The organism is Rhodococcus sp. GB-02 (genome assembly GCF_053470465.1).
Genome location: NZ_JBPUKE010000001.1, coordinates 440,524 through 458,938 on the forward strand (window position 1 = coordinate 440,524; position 18,415 = coordinate 458,938).

An 18,415-nucleotide genomic window follows, 5' to 3' on the forward strand; every position below is an offset into this window, starting at 1 on the left:
AAAGAGTCTGCATCCGCGGGAGCGTAGAGGCAAGCACAGGAAAGGAATTCACAGTGTTTGTCGCAATGAGGGACTTACGGGCAGCGCGAGGTCGATTCGCGTTGATCTCCGTCGTGGTTCTGTTGGTTGCACTTCTGGTCAGTTTTCTCAGCGGTTTGACTGCGGGGCTTCGCCATCAGAACGTGTCAGCCATCGAGGCCATGAATGCCGACACGGTCGTGTTCGCCGACACCGGAGCAGGTGCGTCGTTCGACGAGTCGGCGCTCACGCAGGACCAGGTCAACGCCTGGACCTCCACGTCGAAGGACGTCGATCCCATCGGAATCGGTCGCGGGAAAGCAGGATTGGCCGGCGGAAATCAGAAGTCGGTCGCCCTGTTCGGTGCTGACGGCGGTTTCGGGGACGTGACGCCGTCGGCGTCAGGCACGGTGGTGTTGAGCGAAGGTGCCGCCCGCGATCTGGCGGCGAGCGCCGGCGATCAGGTGAGCGTCGGTACGCAGCAGTTCACCGTCAGCGCCGTTCGGGGTGACGACTGGTACAGCCATTCGCCCGTCGTCTGGATGACACTTGACGACTGGCAGGCGGCCAACCCGCGCGGCGGAGTCGCGACGGTGCTGGCTGTCAGCGGAGCCTCTGACGCTTCCGCAACCGACAAGTCGGCTGCGACGACGTCGACTACGGTCAGCGGTTCGCTCGACGCGATCGGTTCGTACAAGTCGGAGAACGGGTCTCTGACGTTGATGACGCTCATGCTGTTCGCGATCTCGGCCCTGGTGATCGGTGCGTTCTTCACGGTGTGGACGATCCAGCGAACCCCGGACATCGCGACGCTGAAAGCACTGGGCGCGACTACCGGTTCGCTGGTGCGCGACGCATTGGGCCAGGCACTCATCGTACTGATCGCCGGAGTCACCGTCGGGATCGGACTGACAGCGGTGGCCGGTTCGCTGATCGGTGACGCAATGCCGTTCGTCCTGGACGCATCTACGACCGTCGTACCTGCCGTGGCATTGATCGGACTCGGTCTGCTCGGCGCGGCCTTTGCACTTCGATTCCTCTCGACCACCGATCCACTCACAGCATTGGGGAGCGCACGATGACCATGACTACCGGCACCACAGTTCTCGATATCCAGAACGTCGACCTGACGTTTCCCGACGGACAATCGCGGGTGACGGCGCTGGACGACGTTTCCCTGCGGCTGCACCGCGGCGAGATCGCCGCGATCACCGGGCCCTCGGGTTCAGGTAAGTCCAGCCTGTTGGCGGTGGCGTCGACCCTGATCCGTCCGGATTCCGGGCACGTCTACCTCCGGACGCCGGAGGGCAGCACCGACATCGCGGCGCTGAGTCGGCGGGCGGCGTCGGAGCTGCGACGCTCGTCCATCGGGATCGTCTTTCAGCAGTCCAACCTGGTGTCGTCGTTGACGGCACTGGAGCAGCTCGAGGTGATGGCGCATCTGGGGCAGTCCGTGTTCACGTCGTGGGCCCGTCGCAAGGCCGTGAAATCAAAAGCGATGGATTTGCTGGACGCTGTCGGACTGGCGGATCAGAGCGGAAAACGGCCGTCCCAGCTGTCGGGCGGGCAGCGGCAGCGGGTCAATCTCGCGCGGTCATTGATGAACGATCCGCAGCTTCTGGTGGTCGACGAGCCCACCAGCGCGCTCGATCAGGAGCGCGGTGCTGCCGTCATGGATCTGATCATCGGGGTGGTGCGGGAACACGAGGCGGCAACCCTTCTCGTGACACACGACCGAAGTCACCTGTATCGGATGGATACTGTCTATCGTGTTGTTGACGGTTCCTTGGCGGAGGACCAGGAGGCGCTCGCGGCGTAACTCAGGCGGGCACGATTCGGGCATTCGTCACTGCATCCGGGCGGGAAGTCAACCCGCGATTTGCTGGGCAGTTAGACTGTTGTCGACTCGGGCAACTTGAGAGGACGTGTTATGGAACGCCGCCGCAACGTTGCGCAGCCGCCACGATCGCCGATTGCGGATCTGGAGCAGATGCCTGCCCTGATTCTCCTCGACAGGCTTCCGGTGCCGGTCATGGCCGTTCACCGCGACGGCAGCATCGTTTTTGCCAATCCGTCCTTCGCTGACATGCTGGGATACCCCAAGAAGGCCGTCTCGGCGTTGCGTTTGCAGGACATTCTTTACGACAAGGATGCCGACGACGTCAGTGCCGAGCAGGCCCATCGCGAACTGAGTTCCGAACCGGGCTCGGTCAAGGAGTTCGTGCACTCCGACAGCACTTTGGTGCGGGCCACGGTCAGCCAGTCGCTGCTTCGCCGTGACGACGACACGATCACCCTTGCCGTCCTCCACGATCTGACGGAGCGCCTGTGGAACAACCCACGGCACATCGACGACAAGCCCACCAAGTAGTTCGAGTTACTTCCTGGATGTGACGGTTCGGTCCAGGCCGAGCGTGGCGGCAAGGGTGTTGACCACCCATTCTTCGTACTGTTGGCCGGTCCAACCCGCGCCGACCACGAGGTCTGTGTACGTCTCGGGACTGAGCAGCGTGAGTGACACGTTCACGGCTGTTTCGAGGTCGACCGTCGGCGCTTTTTCGACAATGCCGACCATCAGATGTTCCTGCACCGTGCGTCGCTGCGTGCGGTTGATTTGCCACAAGCGGGCGGCGTCGTCGTCCGCGGAAGCGGCGGCCCGCAGTGCCAGCAGGATGTCTGCGGTGCGCTCGAGGATGAGTCGTCCGTGGTGAACCTGAATCCGGAGTTGCCCGAGGGGATGTGGGGCGCCGAGTGCTGCCGCCACCCACGGTCGGTCCAGAGTTGCTGTCTTTTCCTCGTCGCCCGCAACGGCCACGTCGAGTAGTGCTGACAGCACGCTCGGCTTGTTGCCGAACACGAAATAGACACTCTGCACCGACACGCCCGCCGCCGCGGCAAGCTGTTTGATCGTGGCGGCCGCGTAGCCGGGATCGACAAAGACTTCACGCGCTGCCGCGATGATCTTGCGCCGCGCCGACGTGTCTTCCCGAAGAACCTCAATCATGATTAGAGTTTAACTCTAGAGTCGAACTCTAGCGACTCGGGAGGTGAAATAATGGCGAAGGTACTTGTACTCGGTGGCTACGGTGCCGTCGGGATTCCCCTGATGAAACAACTCGCGAAGGTCCCCGAAATCTCCGCGTACTCCGCCGGCCGTGATCCTGCCCGCGCGGACGTCGTCGTTGATCTTAAAGAACCAGGCGGGTATTCGACTGTCGTTCGAGACTTCGATGTCGTGGTGAATGCGTCGGGTTTCGAGGACGTTCGCCTGGCCGACGAAGCGGTACGCGGTGGGGCGGCATTCGTCGACATCACGGCGACCTCGAGCTACTGCGAAGAATTGGAAGCGGTCGACGGACCCGTTCTGATGGGCGTCGGGTTGGCGCCGGGATTGACCAGTGTCCTTGCAACCGAGGCGCATCGACTCGGCGACGGACCCGTGAACATCCTGATCGGCCTCGGCGGTGGAGAACTACACGGGCCGGCCGCAACGGCGTGGACGTACGGGATGTTGGGCACGAGGTTTCCTGATCCCGACGGACGATCGATCCGCAACTACACCGGGATGAAGACGTTTCGAATGCCGGCCGATGCGATCGGATACCGCACCGGTCCTGCTGTGCGGGCCGACTTTTCGGACCAGCATGCGTTGACGCGAGACCTCGGTGTTCCGGTCAGGACGTACCTGCGATTGGACACGTCCACCGCGACGCTCGGACTTGCGGCCATGACGTGGGCACCCGCGCTCCAGAAGGTAGTACCGAAGAAGCTGTGGGGCTCGGATCGTTGGGTCGCGATGGCCAGAACGGATACCGTTCCGGCGCTCTGGGTTTCGGGACGGAGCCAGTCGGCTGCGACGGCAACCATCGCCGCACGAGCCGTGCAGGTGCTTCGAGACGCCGCGATCTCGAAGCCGACGTGGTTCCACTCGGTGGAGACCGCGGAGTCGTTGCAAGCTGCTGTTCCCGAACTGTCAGTGCGGCAATGGGATGGTGCGAGCAGCGCGTCCGGCAAGACTGTCGACTAGTCGGGACGAGCCGAGAAACGGTAATCCGGCGGCCGCATTGGTGAGACAACCGGGAACGACGACGCGGACGACGTGCAGGCCGGCGTGGAGAACATCAGTTGTGGTGAGATCGACCCATGCCGGCCTGAAACCGGCTGCCGTCAGAGCGCTTTCGGTGCCGGCGGCTGATGTTAGAGAGTCGAGTCCCACCTCGCCGACGACGGCACCGACCAGCTCACTCTCGAATCGTGCTTGGATCTCCGGGTCCAGGTGAAGTTGCAAGTGGCATCCGTAGTCCATCACGTCGGCAAAATCCGGTCGGTAGGCGCCTGCATAGCTTCGGTCAGCTCGCCAAGGCGCAAGCGGACTGGTCGGGGAGGCCGCGGCTCGACCGATGCCGCTCTCCGGGTTGTCGTAGTCGGCGGAAAGCAGCTGCAGCTGAAGCGCTTCGCCGAGTGACTTGAACGCAGCCGTCTGCGCTTCTTCGTGGCAGGCGGTACCGATGGTCGAGTATCCGGTGAGTCCGTCGTGGACGAGGGCGCCGAGCACCGGGATCCCGAAATCGCTGTCGAATGACAACCACCTGGTCGAGAGGGTGCCGTGATTCCCCAGTCGCCGAAGCACCTCGGGAATGCCGGTGACGACCCGAACACCACGCCGCCCGGTCCAGGACAGCGTCATCGCGTCTCGTTCGACTATCTCGCGCAAGGCATTGTCGATTGCGAACTTCACCGAGGGCCCGGCGGCGAGACCCGCCTGAGCCACCGGAGAGATCGCCGGACCCGTCCGGGCGACGAAATGAGGATACGAACCCCAGACGAGTTCGGCCGGTACCCAGATATCCGAACCCGTGATCAGGTCGGCTCCGCGAGTCCAGTCCATCTCCAGATCGTCGGTTGGTTCGACGAACGGGAACTGGGGCCGCGCGTACTGGGCAGTGTCGAAACGCGCGAGTTGTGACAGGTCGATGCTTGCTCCGATCAACGCTTCGGCGGACTCGCGGACGATCGGTTTGGCGACGATGTTGCCGCAATACCGTTCCACCGCTTCGCCTATCGCAGCTGCGGTAGGCCGCGCACGGTCACCCAGATCGAAGCAATATCCGGCGCCCGCCGAGTCGCTGGACCAGGGCGAAAAGCGCGCCGAATCGCAGACATACGAATGAATCAGCTTGAACTCGGGCGGAAAGTGCAGGGGAACAACGGCGTCGACCAGCTCTCGAATGATCCCAGTTCGGCGGTCAACGAGCGAAGATGTCATGCGAGGGGGACCGGCAGATGCAGATGGGTGGTTGATGCGCTGGTCAATCTGCTACCTCCAAGAAGGGGAAAGGCTGCCGGGGCGTTGTTGTACAGGCCCGGAGTCAGGACGCGGACGACGTGCAACCCGGCAATCGAGATGTCGCGGGTGGTGAGATCGACGGAAATCGGCTGGTGCCCTCGAGACGTCAGAAGCGCTACGAGAGAATCCAGATTCAACGGCGCTTCATCGGGAATCTCTGATACCGAGCGTATTTCGGTGTAGTCGAAAAGATGCTCTTCCGCCGCGCTAGCCATCACGGGGTCGAGATAGAGTTGGGCGACGGTCGGCAGATCGACGACGTCCTTCCATTGCGGATCGAACTCGTCTCGGTAACGACGGTCGGCCCGAAAGGGTTTGTACAGGTGCGCCGGCAGCGTTCCGTCAGCCACGCTGCGCCAGGTCGGCCCGTCGGGGTCGGCGAGGTCGATGGTGATGGCCAGTACCGCGTACGCCTCGACAAGAGCCTTCGACACGGCCGCTTCTATCGTTGGTCGACAAGCGGTGCCCAGGGCGACCAATCCACGTCGGTCATCCCGGATCCACACTGCGGCGACAGGAATGTCGAAGGGGGAAGGAAGCAGCAGCACTCGAACGCTCCGGGTCTCGCTCTCCAGGTCCCCGAGGTGGCGGTGCGCGGGCAACCGCTCCCAGTCGGAAAGTTCGATTGCCGGCTGTGACCGGTCTCCGCACCACCACAGTGCGGTGGCATCGCGTTCGAGAAGTTCCAGCAGAGCTGACATCTCGGCTTCGGCGCGTGAGCGCCCAGCAGCGATTCCGGCGTACTGCAACGACGCGATCGGTGGTTCGTGGCGACGGGTGCCCGTGTAGTACCCGAGATAGGTCAGGGCGGCCGGCACATAGGTGGGCACTCCCTCGTCCATAGTGTGACCCAGTGCCCAGCGGACATCCAGAGCAGAGGTGAAGGGGACGAAGGGGAATCCGGGAAGGCGGTACTGGTCCTCGCTGTACAGCGCGAAACTCGCCGGATCGACGACCCATGAGCCGGCCAGTGCCAGCGCTGATGCACTGCTGTGGACCAGATCTTCGGGGACCACGTTGCCGCAGTATCTTTCGGCGGCCTCACCGGTTGCCGCCCCGCGTGCCGCGGCATCGTCGCGTATCGAAGCCCCGAATCCGTAGGGGTCGGCGCGAAACCGCGAACCACTCCCGCCGAAGTTGCGGGTGTCGGCCACCTTCGCGGCCCACCCGACCCAGCCTGTCGGCATGTCCGAGCGAATGTGTGGTTCCAGTGAGGTCAGTACGCCGCTCCGGGCGTCGACGAGCACGTCATTCATCGTCGGTTCCTCCGAGCATCGGCAGGGTCAGCGACCCGGAAAATGATTGGTGCAGTGCGATACTGCGTGTTCCTCGATAGCGATCGCCGTCTCCGAGATTGCGTGCGAGCCGTGGGAAGTCCGCACCCGAGATCCGCAGTGACAGAACGTCACCGGGGAGCACGGTGTGGAGCACAGGATCGAGATCGATGGTCTGCGTGCCGGATCGAAGGCTGACGCCAGCGCCGCGTGCGATCGACCTGGTGACTCCAGCGGTATCGACGACGCTCAGCTCGACGATCCAATCGGCTTCGCCCTCGGGTGAGTGCACTTTCAGCTCCACCGAAGGTGTTCCGGACAGCACACACTCGAGCTGCATGTCGAAAGTCCAGACAACACAGTCGTTTCGGTTGTCCACCGCGTCGTACCAGAAACTGTACGGAGCGCTCGCCAGGTCTGGTTCCAGACGAACGCGATTCGCACCCGTGACATACGGCTCGGTCGACCATTCGCCCACACCCCGGTCGAACACCCGATTGACAGTCAGGGGCCGCGCCGAGAATATCGATTCCATCCACTCGACCTGAAGGCCGCCGAAACTTGTCTCGCCGACCATTCCAGGGCGGAGGTCATGCGCCCAGGGGCCCACGATCAAACTTTGTGGCCCGCGCCCCACGGATGCGAAGTGTCGTAGCGTCTCCCGAATCATCGCATCGTCCCAGCCTCCGATGTGCAGTCCGGCGACATCGAGCTCGGACAATTCGTCTGCGGAGACGAGATCGTCGCTGCCGTACAGTTCGCGTTCACGAGCCCGGCTGATCGGCGTCACCCAACCTGGTGAATCGGAAGTGAGGCCGACTTTCTCGATCATCGACTGCACCGGGAGATGTTCCAGCAAAGATGAATTCGAACGCATCAGGGCAGGGATGAAACCTTCACGGGACGAAGCCGAATCTCCGTGCTCGCCCCACCACGCCAGATGCTCGGCGAGGAGAAGTATCCCCGAGGGATCACGTTTGACGCGATCGCTTCCGATGGTCGGCACTTTGGAGACGACGCCGCCAACGTGAAAGGGCCGATCGGCGCTGTTGGTCTCGGCAGCAAACGCCCAGGCAGTTCCTGCCGCGTATGAAGCCCCGCTTGCGATGACGCAGTTCGGGGTCCACGGCTGATCCTGCAGCCACTCGGCGAGGGCAGCACTGTCCTCGCGCTCGTGGACGTACGGTTCCCAAGAACCGGCGGAATCGTGCCGTCCACGTACGTCCTGACAGATGAATGCAATTCCTCGCGCTCGCCATTCGATTCCCTCGGCCAGATGCCACCCGCGCCCGTACGGGGTGCGGATCACGATCAGACCTCGAGGTGAAGACTCTGGTGGGAGAAGAACATCCGTAGCCAACGAAGATCCGTCTGCCGCTGGGATCGCCACTCCGAGTGAGATCACCGGAGCGTCGGCGAAGGTTCGAGAACGCCGCCTGGCAGAGGTAGCACGGGATGGCGAATCATCATGAGGGTTCGCGGATTCACCCGGATCTGGTGATGAAGGTGTGATGGCGGTGCGCCACGGGTACCAGCCACGACGTCCGAACATGCGAGCGCACTGGCCATTGCGGCTGTGGTGGGTGAAAGTTCAAGCGGGCGAGGTTCGCTGCCGGCGAGGTGATTCCACAGCGCCTGCAGATGATCCGGGACACGCGACGCGGCAAGCCGTCGACCGCAGACGTCCCGGTAGCTTGCGCTGTCGATACCGTCGAAGAAGGGCCCGATGCAGATCTCACCCAGCTCCGCGTGGACGCGTTGCCACGGTGTTCGGTTTCGGCGGCACCAGGTATCGAGTTCCGACCACTCGTCATGAGGAGGAGCGTCGGCCACCGAGAATACGAGGTCTGAAGATGCCACGTCGTTTTCGTCAGGCGCAGTGGTGGATACGACTTCGAGATCCGGAAGAGCCTTGGAGAGCAGAGCGATGCAGGCATCGACTACGGGTCCGATACCGTCCATCAGCACACGCTGTGGACCCGGAATCTCCGGCGCTCGACCTGGAACAGCCAGCACGCCGCGAGCGACGAGAGCGTCGGCGATCTCGCTCGCTCCGGCACCGAGCAGCGAACTCGACCGCCGGAGGAAGTTGTCGAGTTCTGCGAGATCTTCGGCAGGAGCACCGATCGTGACTGCGTTCTCGTCCGGTGTCAGGTAGTGCCAAATACCGTCCGGTGTGGGATACAGCTGGTGTCCGTCGGCGAGGGCGTACACGGATCTCCTTGTCGGTGCCCGCACCCGACGAGTCGGATGCGGGCGGGGTCATCGGCAGATCAGGCTGTCGAAACAGTCTGGATCAGGAAAGGTTTCAGCTCTGGAAGCTGAACGGGTTGTCGACGAGGGCGTTGGTGCCCACACCCTGCAGAGCGTGTGCGGACGTTGCCTCGGCAACCGGCTCGAAGGTGAACGGGTTGTCGACGAGAGCGTTGGTGCCGACGCCCTGGAGTGCATTGGCCGGAGCCGAGTTGGAGACGCTGTCGAACGAAATGTTGCTCATTGTCATCCCTTCCGTAATGGAAACCATTTCCATTACGATGCCACCGTACGAAAGATCGCGACGGAGAGCAACAGGTACAAGAGAGTGCATACATGAGCGAGACCCCGACGACGGGATCCGTCGAAGCGCAACCACATGTCTTTCGGGACAGATCGTTTCGATTGTTCTTCACCGCCCGCACGATTGCCGTAGCCGGTGCGGCGGTCACCGGAGTGGCCATGCCGATCCTGGTGTTCGACATCAGTCGGTCTCCGTTTCTCACCTCGCTCGCGGCTGCGGGGACGGTACTGCCGTACCTCGTGTTCGGCTTGTTTGCCGGCGCCGTGGCAGACCGAGTCAACCGGCGGACGGTCATCCTGTGTGCGCAGGCCGTTGCTGCTCTCGCCTTGGCGAGTATTCCGGCAGCGCAGGCGCTAGGCGTATTGACGGCGTGGCATGCCGTCGGCGTATCGATGTGCATCGGAACGTGTTTCGTGTGGTTCGACGGCGCTGCTTTCGGAGCGCTGCCTGCTCTGGTCGGCCGGCAGAGGATACCGGCCGCGAACAGTGCGCTGTGGACGTCCAGCACGCTGATCGATGTTGTCTTTCCGGCGATAGCCGGCGTGCTTGTGGCCTCGATCGGCCCGGCCTACGCATTAGGCGCTGATGCGCTGGCGTACGTAGTGGCCGGACTGGCCATGGCGTCGATCGGAGCCTCGTTCTCGGTTGCCCCTGCAGCGGCGCCGCGGTCGGAACCCGGAATTGCGCGTGACATACGCGAAGGCCTCAGCTTCCTTTGGCAGTCGCCGCTTCTGAGAGCCTTGACCGGCGTCGGCTTCGTCAATTCGCTGACGCAGGGTGCAGTTACGGCTCTCCTCGTGGTGTACGCGTCCGAGAGGCTGGGGATTTCGACGTCGAGTCCGATGATCGGCGCCGTGTGGACGGCGGTCTCCGTGGGTGGAGTGGTCGGCGCTCTCGTGCTTCCACGGCTGCCGGCGCGGTGGCCGGTGGGGGCGATCACGATCGGTGCGCTGACCATCGCCCCGGTGGTGCTGTTCGTCGTTGCGACAACCGGCAACACCGGCGCCGCGATCACGGCACTCGCTGTCTACTCCGGCTGTGCGACCGTCACCATCCTCAACGGCATCGGTGCACGTCAGCGTCTGACTCCGGATCGTCTTCAGGGCCGGGTGAACACTACGGCGAGGATGGTCGCCTGGGGTGGTTCGCCGGTCGGCGCGTTGCTTGCGGGGGTAATCGCAGGACGCTGGGACATCGGCACCGCCTACCTCGTTGCGTGCATCTCTGCGCTGGTCGGGGCGCTCTTCGCGTGGGCGAGTGCGCTGCGGACCGACCCTTACCCGCACAGATGAGCATGTGACTATTAATGAAAACGACTGTCGTTATGGTTAGATCCACCTGTTCATGACTGCGAACCCCACCTACTCAGGAGTGCGATGACGCTGACCAGCGAGGCAGCACCACGAGTGCCGTCGCGCGCGCATCCCGTCGGCGAGCGCGGGTACGTCCCGTTTCTGTTGGCCACGGCGGTTGTGCTTGCCGCGGTCTCCACCGTCGCGGTGTGGTCGGGTGCCGCGTCGGTGTCCTTTGCCGACGTATTCGCGGTGTTGTACGCGCACGTCGGCGGTCCGCTGGTCGACCCGCTGCTCGATCGGATCGTGTGGGGATTGCGGGTACCGCGCATTCTGATTGCGGCATTGGCGGGCGCCGGGTTGTCGTTGGCCGGCGCCGTGCTGCAAGCGTTGGTGCGCAACCCGATTGCCGATCCATACATTCTGGGCGTGGGTTCCGGAGCATCCTTCGGCGCAGTACTGATCATGACGACCGGCATCGGAACCGGTCTGTCGATCGGCGTCCCCGTGGCAGCGTTCCTGGGAGCCATGGTCTCCCTGATCGCGGTTCTCGTCCTGGGAAGGCGAGAGGGAATGCTTGTCCCGCTGCGCATGGTCCTGGCGGGAGTTGCCATCGGCTATCTGCTCTCGGCTGCAACAAGTTTTGTCCAGTTGCGCGCCGATCCGAGCCAGCTTTCGGGAGTGCTCTTCTGGTTGCTGGGCTCGGTAAGCGGGGCAAGTTGGTCGGATCTCGGTGTGCCCGCCGCGGTGATCACCATGTGTGCTGCGGTGCTGTTGACGCAATCACGCCAACTCAACGCGCTGGCTATGGGAGACGAGAGCGCGCAATCGGTAGGCGTCGACGTGCGTCGGACCAGGTTGCTACTACTGGTGATTGCGTCGTTGTTGACCGCGGTTGTTGTATCCGTTGCCGGCGGAATCGGTTTCGTGGGATTGCTCGTGCCGCACGCCGTACGACTTCTGGTCGGATCCGATCACGGCAAGCTGCTCCCCGCGACCGCGCTGGTTGGAGCCACCTTCCTGGTGATCGTGGATCTTGCAGCTCGAATGCTGGATGCGCCCAACGAATTGCCACTCGGGATCATCACCGCCGGATTGGGCGCTCCGTTCTTTCTCTGGTTGCTTCGACGGGACGGCGGTGCGCAGTCGTGAGATTGTCGGCCAGCGGAATTCAGGTCGTTCGGGGCGGGCGCCCGGTGGTTTCGGGTGTGGATCTGGAAGCACCGGAGGGAAGTGTGGTCGGGCTCGTCGGACCGAACGGCAGTGGAAAGTCCTCCCTCCTGCGCGCGTTGTACCGCTCGATGAAGCCGCAAAGCGGAATCGTGAAGGTGGACGAGGTGAACGTGTGGGATGATCTCTCGCCACGATCGGCAGCACGCATCATCGGTGTTGTGGGGCAGGAGCATTCATCCGATTTCTCTTTCAGTGTCCGCGAGGTTGTTGCAACGGGCCGGACGCCGCATCACAGCGCATTTTCTCGACTCGGTGAGATCGACCGGGACATCGTCAGCGCAGCACTGGCACGAACCGGCATGCAGGGCTTTGGATCACGACTCTTCGCCGAATTGTCGGGCGGTGAGAAGCAGCGTGTGATGTTGGCCAGGGCGATCGCCCAGCAGCCGTCGGTGTTGGTCCTGGACGAGCCCACCAACCACCTCGACATCCGTGCTCAGCTCGAATTGATGGAACTGGTCACTGAACTCGGCACCACGACGGTGGTTGCGATCCACGAACTTGCGCTGGCCGCCGCATATTGCGACTACGTGTGCCTGCTTTCAGAGGGTGCAGTTGTCGCATCGGGACCCACCGGCGAGGTCCTGACCGAGGATCTGCTGTCCGAAGTCTTCGGGGTTCAGGTGCATCTCGGCACTCATCCGTTGACCGGGCGCCCCTTGCTCTCGTTCGCCCCTCCTCTCCTACCTACGAAAGAAGTAGTGTCTTGAAAACCTCGATACGTACTGCCGCGCTGTTCTGCTCGGCCGTGGCCGCCACCGCCGTACTGACCGCATGCGGGAACTCCACTGACGATTCGGCTGCGGCCTCGTCCGAGAAGATCACGGTCACCAATTGTGATCGCGACATCACGTTGCCCAAGACGGCCGAAAGGATAGTCTCGCTGTATCCGTCGATGACGGAGCTTCTCATTCAGCTCGGTGCCGCCGACCGCATTGTCGGACAATCGAATACCGATCTCTCGCCACCGAGCCCCGAACTCGCGCAACAGTTCGCCGCCGTGCCGGTACTGAGTACCGGAGTTCCCGCGAAAGAAGCACTGCTCGACGCCCGTCCAGATCTGATCGTCTCCGACGGCGAGTACTGGTTCGACGGTGAGCGATTGCAGAGCATGGACGAATTGCGCGACCTCGGCATCCCGATCTTCGTGAACAGCGGGTATTGCCACAAGGCAGTCACCGAGGGGCGGATCGACGACGTCTGGTCCGACATCGACGGTCTCGGTACCCTGACCGGAACACGTGACGAGGCAGCAACTCTCCTGGTAGACGGCAAGAAGTCGCTCGCAGCAACCGAGGCATCTGTCGCCGGGAAAGAGCCGGTTCCCACTGTGATGGTTCAGGTTTCGGAGGGGCAGTCCTACGCTCTGGCGAGGGGCCTCTACAGCAGCGTGCTCGAGGCGGCCGGGGGAAAGAACCTCTACGAGAGCGACCTTCCGGATGGGAAGTACTTCGGCCAGGTAGCCACCGAATCGATACTCGCGAAGTCGCCGCAGGCAATTCTTGTCGTTTACTCCACCGAGTCGGCTCGGGAATCCACACTCGACGCTGCTCGCACGGCATTTGCCGGGACGCCTGCCGCGACGTCGAATGCGATCTTTGCCGTCCCGGAGGCGTGGTTCGCCGGTGAATTGGTGTCGATCGACGGAGCTGCCGAGGTATCTCGCCTGCTGCACCCGGGTTCGTGAGGTCTTGACCGCCCTCGAGCGGGTCGAGGCCGTCGTATCGCTGCATGCTGCGCTTGACCGGACGGTGGCTCCGTCGGAGCTACCGTTCGACGAGGGCGCACTGCCGCCGGTGACGTCTGAGTTCGTTGAATTACCGGCGCCGACGCCACTGCCGGCCCAGGACTTTCCGGATATCTTGCAGGCACGACGGAGCCACTACAACCCAGCGCAAGATGCTTTGGGAATCGATGAACTTTCAAATGTGCTGCACCACAGTCTGGTCAGCAGCCCGACGGCCGGTGGGATGCGCGAACTGAGGCTGTCGTTTGTTGTCAGCCAACCCGGACACTCGCTTGGAGCCGGGGTGTACCGGTACATCCAGGAAGGCCGTGCTGAGGCCGTCCGGCCGGGTGACGTACAAGGAAACCTTCGAGCGAGCCTGCTCCAGCCCGAGTTCGTCGACGTGTTCCCGGTTCTTTTGTTTGTGGTCGCCGACGTGGAAGCGCCGCTCGAGAAGTACGCGATGCGCCACTACCGCACGATGCACGTGGATGCCGGTGTGCTGGTTCAGAATCTGTACCTTGTGACCGAGGCGATGGGACTTGTGGGCTGCGCCATCGCAGGATTCACGGATGCGCGAGTGGCATCTCTGTTGAATCTCGCGACGACGCAGCTTCCCGTAATGGCTTTTGCACTCGGGCGGCCCAGCTAGTTCAGCCGAGGATGCGCGCCTTCTGGGTCTCGAACTCGGCCTCCGTCAATACGCCGGCATTCTTGAGTTCGCCCAGCTTGGTGAGCTGTTCGAGCTTAGCGTCCATCGACACTTCCGATTCTGCCGGAGCTGCCTGCGGCGGGAGGGGTGGTAGATCGGGAATCGGCGGCACCGGCTGGACCTGCGCTGCGCGGGCCTGATCTTCGGCGGCCCAACGGGTCCGCTGACGGCGCTGAACATTGCCGTGAATGGAGCTTGCGACGGCTACCCGGCCGGCTCGCCTCAAGAAACTCATGCGTCCTTCTCCGTGGTATCCGGTGCGGTGTTGTCCAGTGCAGCAGCCAGTTCGTCCACGCTCAGGTGACCTTCGGTGACAACCTTTGCGCCGCTGCGGGTCCAAGCATCGATCGCCGGAAGTATGGCCAGTTCCTCGTAGACGAGCACGGCGGCAACACTTCCGGCGGCCAACTCGTCACCAACGGCAGCGATGTCGCCGGCGTCGAGCAGTCCGGAGGCAGCGCCGTCGAACTGCGCCAGATCGAAGTCTGCGAGTTCGAAGGTGGACGCGGGTACGACGGATGCCGTTCCGTCGGCGGCTTTGGTGACGAACTCGAGGTCGAGGATGCGGATCACTCCGGTGTCGACGCGAGTGAGCAGCTGCTCGAATCCCGCGGAGGTCAGTGCACCGCCGGGAAACTCGACGGCAACGTATTCGATCGGACCGAATTGGTCTTGGTTGGACATCGGTTACTTCTTGCCCTTCGTGGGTTGCGGTTCTTCCAGAGCAGGTACTTCGTTGGGCATGCGCCCGGCCGGAATGATGGCGAGCAGAGAGAGCCCGGCGAGTACGAGCAGCGAGGTTCGCAGTGCGCGCAGGCGCGCTTCGGTGTTGATCCGGATGGCTTCATCGATCTGTGCTTGTGTCGCGGAGGTGCTTTCGAGCGTCACGACGAGTTGATCGTTGGGGACGAAGTTGACCTGGTCGAGATTGATCCCTGACTCGACCTTGAGCGATGCCGGGATGGTGGGGTTGTCGATCAGCTGCGAGCTGACGAGGGTACCGAGGATTCCGACGGCGAACACGCTGGCCACCGCGATGCCGACGCTGCCGGACATGTTGTGTACCAGTCCTCGCCAGGCACCGACGTCACCGGCCAGTTCCTTGGGGGCTGCTGTGAGGAGGGTGTTGAACACCAGCGCAACGATGGCGCCCTGCCCGAGGCCGAGGGTGATCAGGCCGATGACAACAAAGATCTGATGCCAGTCACCACGAATAGTGAAGGCCAACAGGATGAGTCCAGCGGCAACAACGACGAACCCGGTTCGTGCGATCAGACGCGGGGAGTACGTCTTGTAGAGGCGCGCGACGACGGTGCTCGCGATGAAGATCGAGAGTGTGTACGGGATGATCGAGAATGACGTCTGCAAGCTGGTGCGGCCCTGGATGATCTGCATGTACAGCGGAATGAGGAAGTTGGCCGCGGTTCCCACGAACATCATCGTGGCCATGCAGATCGTGGTGGCGCGCTCGGCGCCGGTCTTGAGGACGTCGAGGTTGAAGAGCTGAGGCTTGTTCTGCGCCTTGCGGCTTCGCGTCCACTGGAAGAACCCCTGCGCGCAGATGGTGCCGAGGACGATCAGGATGGCCGCGGGTGAAACACCGATGACCGAGAACGGCGCAGCGTCGGTGGCCAGGATGACGCCCCACGAGTTCAGGCCGCTGAAACCGAAGCTGAGCAGGATGACGGCAACGGCAGCCAGTGCGGCGCCGGCCCAATCGATGGTGATGTCCTTCTGCGGGGGAACAGGTTTGACACGGAAACTCAGGACCAGGTTGACCACGGCGAGCGCCACGACGAGGGCGAAGGAGTAACGCCACCCGATCGTCGTCGCAAAGGAACCGGCGATCAGCAGTGCCAGCACACCGGCTGCGGGGATTGCTGCTGCCAGGTAACCGATGGCCTTTGCCTGCTGATCGCCACTGAAGTTCGTGGCGATGAAAACCGTCAACGCGGGGGCGATGAGAGCGATCACAGCGCCGGACGCAGCTTGCGCGATGAACAGCATGGCCGGGCTCTGGCTCAGAGCGACCGCCGCCATCGCGAGGCCGTGAATCGCAACGGCAATCTGGAAGACCAAACGCGTTCCGTAGCGAGCGCCGATCTTGGCTCCCAACAGAATGAAGGCCGCCATGGCGAAGGTGCCCGCGGTGATCGCGGTGCCGACACTTGTTGCGGGCGTGTCGAGATCGGTGGTGATGCCGGCCATCGAGACGGTCAGGGCGTTGACGGCGAACGACGCCTGAATCTGGGTGAGGACTACCACGATGAGTGGCAGCCAGGAGGCGGTGCTCACGGCGGCCGATGTGGCGGCCGCGCCAGGCTTTACGGACATGATGGGTCACGCCTTCCTCGACACTGCGTGTACTCGCGACGTGCCCGGATCAGCCACGCACGGTTACATTAGCCGGAATTGTGCTGAATGGTCGCCTGCGGGCGGTTGGTTTCTTCGCGGTAGACCACCATCTCCCGTTGCAGGGCGCGTCGGAAGCGTGGTTGGTCGGCCAGGAGTACCGCCAGGACGGTCAGCAACAGCCAGGACGCCGCCGCGCTCGCGAGGAGCAACAGGACCGGAATCCACGGCCCGCCCATCTGCTCGAGCAGCGTCGTCTTTGCCCAGACTCGCCAGTAGAGCATCAGATTGACGATCAGTCCGACACCGTACGAGATGACAAAAGACAGGAGGAACTGCTTCCACGTCCCGTCGTGGCGCCGCGCTGTCATCGGTTCGGCCCGCAGCGGCAGGCTCACCGACATCACGTTGGCGACCCCCAACCAGAGCAGGATCATGGTCAGCACCTGGCCGCAGGCCTTGACCAGATCGGTACTGCTTCCGGACCGCCACGCGAGGATGACGCTGAGCAGGAACCCGGCGCTGCCGACGAGGAGCAGCATCACCGCGTTCTTCGCGACGAGCACGTGCCAGAGCCTCGTTCCACCGGACAGCGCAGCGCGGACCCGACCGGCGTCGAAGCTGAGCGCGTTGGTGCACACGACACTTCCGACGACCCCCGAGAGTGCGTACAGCGCCAAGTAGGGCAGGCGATCTTCCTTTGCGTCCCACTGGAAGAGGCGGATGAATGCCAGGTACGCCAAGCCCATTCCGAGGCTAAGGCCCAGGCGAAAGGCGATCGACCGGGGCTTCCCGCCGACGACGTGCTTTGCTTCCTCGCGGATGCGCGAGGAGAGATCCTGCAGATGCCGGACGAAGGGGTTGCCGGAGTTCAACGGGACGTAGCCGCGAATCGCAGCGGCGACGGTATCCGTGTCACCGGCGTCGAGAGCGGCGACACGTGCTTCGAGAACTGCAAGGTGGGCGGCGCGCAAGGCTATCCGTGCGGTGGTCACCGCGGCGACGGCGTCGGCCTCGGCCTGAGCAGCGGTGCTGATGCTGGCGTCGGCGGGCAGTGGAGGCTGCAACGTCGTGATCAGTTCGAGTTGGCGAGCCATGTGCGGCGACGGCGACAACCCGCTGTACGACGGTCGGCTCAGCGCTGATCGTTCGTCGTCGAGCGAATCACGGACGGCCGCGGCAGCCTTGCGGACGGCTGCCGGGTTGTGCCAACGCACTGACCTGGCGTCACGTTCGGCGGCGACGGCCCGGGAGGCAACTTCGGTCAGATCCTCCACCGCTGTCAATGTGTGCTCCACTCGGTTTAGGTTGGTTTCATGACCACCAACTCGGAAAAGGAAGATCTCCAGCGGTACCTGCAGGCAGCACGCGACGTGCTCGTCTGGAAGCTCGACGGGCTGTCGGAGTATGACATTCGGCGTCCGATGACTCGGACAGGGACCAACTTGTTGGGTCTGGTCAAGCACATGATCGGCGTCGAGCTCGGGTATTTCGGTCCGACGTTCGGCCGACGTGTTCCCGATCTACCTGCGTGGTTGCGTTCGGAGGAACTCAACGTCGACATGTGGGCCCGCGCCGATGAGTCCAGGGCCGACATCGTCGAAACCTATCGCCGCACCTGGGCTTTCGCCGACGTCACGATCGAAGAGCACGATCTGGATTCGCCTGGATTCGTGAAGCCGTGGCCGGAGGATCGGCGCGACGTCACGCTGCATCAGATACTTGTTCACGTTGTCGCCGAGACCCATCGGCACGCTGGTCACGCGGACATCGTGCGGGAACTGATCGACGGCGCCGCGGGGATGAAGGCGGGTGACAACAATCTGGCTCCCGGTGATCAGGCGTGGTGGGCCGAGTACAACGACCGTCTCGAGACGGCGGCACGCGAAGCCCACCACGCCTGA

The 18,415-nt window shown here is 63.2% G+C and carries 20 protein-coding genes; 10 read left to right on the forward strand and 10 right to left on the reverse strand.

The window, feature by feature from the left end:
- Positions 1 to 53 precede the first annotated feature (53 nt).
- The 3 genes from ACSW29_RS02125 to ACSW29_RS02135 all read left to right on the forward strand — a co-directional run bounded on the left by ACSW29_RS02125 (position 54) and on the right by ACSW29_RS02135 (position 2,389).
- Entirely contained in the window at positions 54 to 1,100 is a 1,047-nt protein-coding gene (locus ACSW29_RS02125; RefSeq protein WP_448276278.1) for an ABC transporter permease, read from the forward strand.
- Positions 1,097 to 1,837: an ABC transporter ATP-binding protein gene (locus ACSW29_RS02130; RefSeq protein ID WP_448276279.1), complete on the forward strand. Its 741-nt coding sequence runs from the start codon at positions 1,097 to 1,099 to the stop codon at positions 1,835 to 1,837. The genes ACSW29_RS02125 and ACSW29_RS02130 overlap by 4 nt, the downstream gene beginning before the upstream one ends.
- 111 nt (positions 1,838 to 1,948) lie before the next feature.
- Positions 1,949 to 2,389 (forward strand): PAS domain S-box protein, encoded by a 441-nt coding sequence (locus tag ACSW29_RS02135; protein WP_230816116.1) that lies wholly within the window; start codon positions 1,949 to 1,951, stop codon positions 2,387 to 2,389.
- Positions 2,390 to 2,395: 6 nt separating this feature from the next.
- Here the strand turns inward: ACSW29_RS02135 and ACSW29_RS02140 are convergent, their stop codons facing one another.
- Positions 2,396 to 3,022, reverse strand: coding sequence for a TetR/AcrR family transcriptional regulator (locus ACSW29_RS02140; protein ID WP_448276280.1), 627 nt, complete (start codon positions 3,020 to 3,022; stop codon positions 2,396 to 2,398).
- 51 nt (positions 3,023 to 3,073) lie between these two features.
- Here ACSW29_RS02140 and ACSW29_RS02145 point away from each other — a divergent pair, with 51 nt between their 5' ends.
- Positions 3,074 to 4,045: a hypothetical protein gene (locus ACSW29_RS02145; protein ID WP_448276281.1), complete on the forward strand. Its 972-nt coding sequence runs from the start codon at positions 3,074 to 3,076 to the stop codon at positions 4,043 to 4,045.
- Here ACSW29_RS02145 and ACSW29_RS02150 read toward each other — a convergent pair.
- The 5 genes from ACSW29_RS02150 to ACSW29_RS02170 all read right to left on the reverse strand — a co-directional run bounded on the left by ACSW29_RS02150 (position 3,992) and on the right by ACSW29_RS02170 (position 9,136).
- Positions 3,992 to 5,284 carry a YcaO-like family protein gene (locus ACSW29_RS02150; RefSeq protein WP_347875661.1) on the reverse strand — a complete coding sequence of 431 codons (1,293 nt, stop codon included), beginning with the start codon at positions 5,282 to 5,284 and terminating at the stop codon, positions 3,992 to 3,994. The genes ACSW29_RS02145 and ACSW29_RS02150 overlap by 54 nt on opposite strands.
- Positions 5,281 to 6,621: a YcaO-like family protein gene (locus ACSW29_RS02155; RefSeq protein ID WP_448276282.1), complete on the reverse strand. Its 1,341-nt coding sequence runs from the start codon at positions 6,619 to 6,621 to the stop codon at positions 5,281 to 5,283. The genes ACSW29_RS02150 and ACSW29_RS02155 overlap by 4 nt, the downstream gene beginning before the upstream one ends.
- On the reverse strand, positions 6,614 to 8,044 hold the full coding sequence (locus ACSW29_RS02160; RefSeq protein ID WP_448276283.1) for a CocE/NonD family hydrolase: 1,431 nt from the start codon (positions 8,042 to 8,044) through the stop codon (positions 6,614 to 6,616). Before ACSW29_RS02160 ends, ACSW29_RS02155 begins: the two co-directional genes overlap by 8 nt.
- The gene (locus ACSW29_RS02165; protein WP_448276284.1) at positions 8,041 to 8,853 is read right to left on the reverse strand and encodes a hypothetical protein; all 813 of its coding nucleotides are present in this window, start codon (positions 8,851 to 8,853) and stop codon (positions 8,041 to 8,043) included. The genes ACSW29_RS02160 and ACSW29_RS02165 overlap by 4 nt, the downstream gene beginning before the upstream one ends.
- Before the next feature lie 94 nt (positions 8,854 to 8,947).
- Positions 8,948 to 9,136, reverse strand: coding sequence for a streptamidine-related RiPP repeat protein (locus ACSW29_RS02170; RefSeq protein WP_003943543.1), 189 nt, complete (start codon positions 9,134 to 9,136; stop codon positions 8,948 to 8,950).
- 92 nt (positions 9,137 to 9,228) lie between these two features.
- On the opposite strand from ACSW29_RS02170, the gene ACSW29_RS02175 reads away from it, so the two are divergent.
- The 5 genes from ACSW29_RS02175 (at position 9,229) to ACSW29_RS02195 (ending at position 14,099) form a co-directional block, all read left to right on the forward strand.
- Entirely contained in the window at positions 9,229 to 10,488 is a 1,260-nt protein-coding gene (locus tag ACSW29_RS02175) for an MFS transporter (RefSeq protein WP_448276285.1), read from the forward strand.
- Positions 10,489 to 10,572: 84 nt separating this feature from the next.
- Complete coding sequence (locus ACSW29_RS02180; protein ID WP_448276286.1) at positions 10,573 to 11,640, forward strand: FecCD family ABC transporter permease; 1,068 nt, start codon at positions 10,573 to 10,575, stop codon at positions 11,638 to 11,640.
- On the forward strand, positions 11,637 to 12,431 hold the full coding sequence (locus tag ACSW29_RS02185) for an ABC transporter ATP-binding protein (RefSeq protein WP_448276287.1): 795 nt from the start codon (positions 11,637 to 11,639) through the stop codon (positions 12,429 to 12,431). The genes ACSW29_RS02180 and ACSW29_RS02185 overlap by 4 nt, the downstream gene beginning before the upstream one ends.
- Positions 12,428 to 13,408 (forward strand): ABC transporter substrate-binding protein, encoded by a 981-nt coding sequence (locus ACSW29_RS02190; protein WP_448276288.1) that lies wholly within the window; start codon positions 12,428 to 12,430, stop codon positions 13,406 to 13,408. Before ACSW29_RS02185 ends, ACSW29_RS02190 begins: the two co-directional genes overlap by 4 nt.
- 4 nt (positions 13,409 to 13,412) lie before the next feature.
- Positions 13,413 to 14,099, forward strand: a complete 687-nt coding sequence (locus tag ACSW29_RS02195) for a SagB family peptide dehydrogenase (protein ID WP_069146708.1) — start codon at positions 13,413 to 13,415, stop codon at positions 14,097 to 14,099.
- Between the two features lies 1 nt (position 14,100).
- Here the strand turns inward: ACSW29_RS02195 and ACSW29_RS02200 are convergent, their stop codons facing one another.
- The 4 genes from ACSW29_RS02200 to ACSW29_RS02215 all read right to left on the reverse strand — a co-directional run bounded on the left by ACSW29_RS02200 (position 14,101) and on the right by ACSW29_RS02215 (position 17,809).
- On the reverse strand, positions 14,101 to 14,394 hold the full coding sequence (locus tag ACSW29_RS02200) for an SHOCT domain-containing protein (RefSeq protein WP_448276289.1): 294 nt from the start codon (positions 14,392 to 14,394) through the stop codon (positions 14,101 to 14,103).
- Positions 14,391 to 14,843, reverse strand: coding sequence for a DUF6325 family protein (locus tag ACSW29_RS02205; protein WP_448276290.1), 453 nt, complete (start codon positions 14,841 to 14,843; stop codon positions 14,391 to 14,393). The genes ACSW29_RS02200 and ACSW29_RS02205 overlap by 4 nt, the downstream gene beginning before the upstream one ends.
- A 3-nt stretch (positions 14,844 to 14,846) precedes the next feature.
- Positions 14,847 to 16,493 carry an MFS transporter gene (locus ACSW29_RS02210; RefSeq protein ID WP_448276291.1) on the reverse strand — a complete coding sequence of 549 codons (1,647 nt, stop codon included), beginning with the start codon at positions 16,491 to 16,493 and terminating at the stop codon, positions 14,847 to 14,849.
- A 68-nt stretch (positions 16,494 to 16,561) separates the two neighbouring features.
- Entirely contained in the window at positions 16,562 to 17,809 is a 1,248-nt protein-coding gene (locus tag ACSW29_RS02215) for a hypothetical protein (RefSeq protein WP_448276292.1), read from the reverse strand.
- 18 nt (positions 17,810 to 17,827) lie between these two features.
- Here ACSW29_RS02215 and ACSW29_RS02220 point away from each other — a divergent pair, with 18 nt between their 5' ends.
- The gene (locus tag ACSW29_RS02220; protein ID WP_230816100.1) at positions 17,828 to 18,415 is read left to right on the forward strand and encodes a DinB family protein; all 588 of its coding nucleotides are present in this window, start codon (positions 17,828 to 17,830) and stop codon (positions 18,413 to 18,415) included.

Coding starts and splice junctions, on each gene's coding strand:
- ACSW29_RS02130 (WP_448276279.1), top strand. CDS start 1,097: ATGACCATGACTACCGGCACCACAGTTCTCGATATCCAGAACGTCGAC.
- ACSW29_RS02135 (WP_230816116.1), top strand. CDS start 1,949: ATGGAACGCCGCCGCAACGTTGCGCAGCCGCCACGATCGCCGATTGCG.
- ACSW29_RS02140 (WP_448276280.1), bottom strand. CDS start 3,022: ATGATTGAGGTTCTTCGGGAAGACACGTCGGCGCGGCGCAAGATCATC.
- ACSW29_RS02145 (WP_448276281.1), top strand. CDS start 3,074: ATGGCGAAGGTACTTGTACTCGGTGGCTACGGTGCCGTCGGGATTCCC.
- ACSW29_RS02150 (WP_347875661.1), bottom strand. CDS start 5,284: ATGACATCTTCGCTCGTTGACCGCCGAACTGGGATCATTCGAGAGCTG.
- ACSW29_RS02155 (WP_448276282.1), bottom strand. CDS start 6,621: ATGAATGACGTGCTCGTCGACGCCCGGAGCGGCGTACTGACCTCACTG.
- ACSW29_RS02170 (WP_003943543.1), bottom strand. CDS start 9,136: ATGAGCAACATTTCGTTCGACAGCGTCTCCAACTCGGCTCCGGCCAAT.
- ACSW29_RS02175 (WP_448276285.1), top strand. CDS start 9,229: ATGAGCGAGACCCCGACGACGGGATCCGTCGAAGCGCAACCACATGTC.
- ACSW29_RS02180 (WP_448276286.1), top strand. CDS start 10,573: ATGACGCTGACCAGCGAGGCAGCACCACGAGTGCCGTCGCGCGCGCAT.
- ACSW29_RS02200 (WP_448276289.1), bottom strand. CDS start 14,394: ATGAGTTTCTTGAGGCGAGCCGGCCGGGTAGCCGTCGCAAGCTCCATT.
- ACSW29_RS02205 (WP_448276290.1), bottom strand. CDS start 14,843: ATGTCCAACCAAGACCAATTCGGTCCGATCGAATACGTTGCCGTCGAG.
- ACSW29_RS02210 (WP_448276291.1), bottom strand. CDS start 16,493: ATGTCCGTAAAGCCTGGCGCGGCCGCCACATCGGCCGCCGTGAGCACC.
- ACSW29_RS02220 (WP_230816100.1), top strand. CDS start 17,828: ATGACCACCAACTCGGAAAAGGAAGATCTCCAGCGGTACCTGCAGGCA.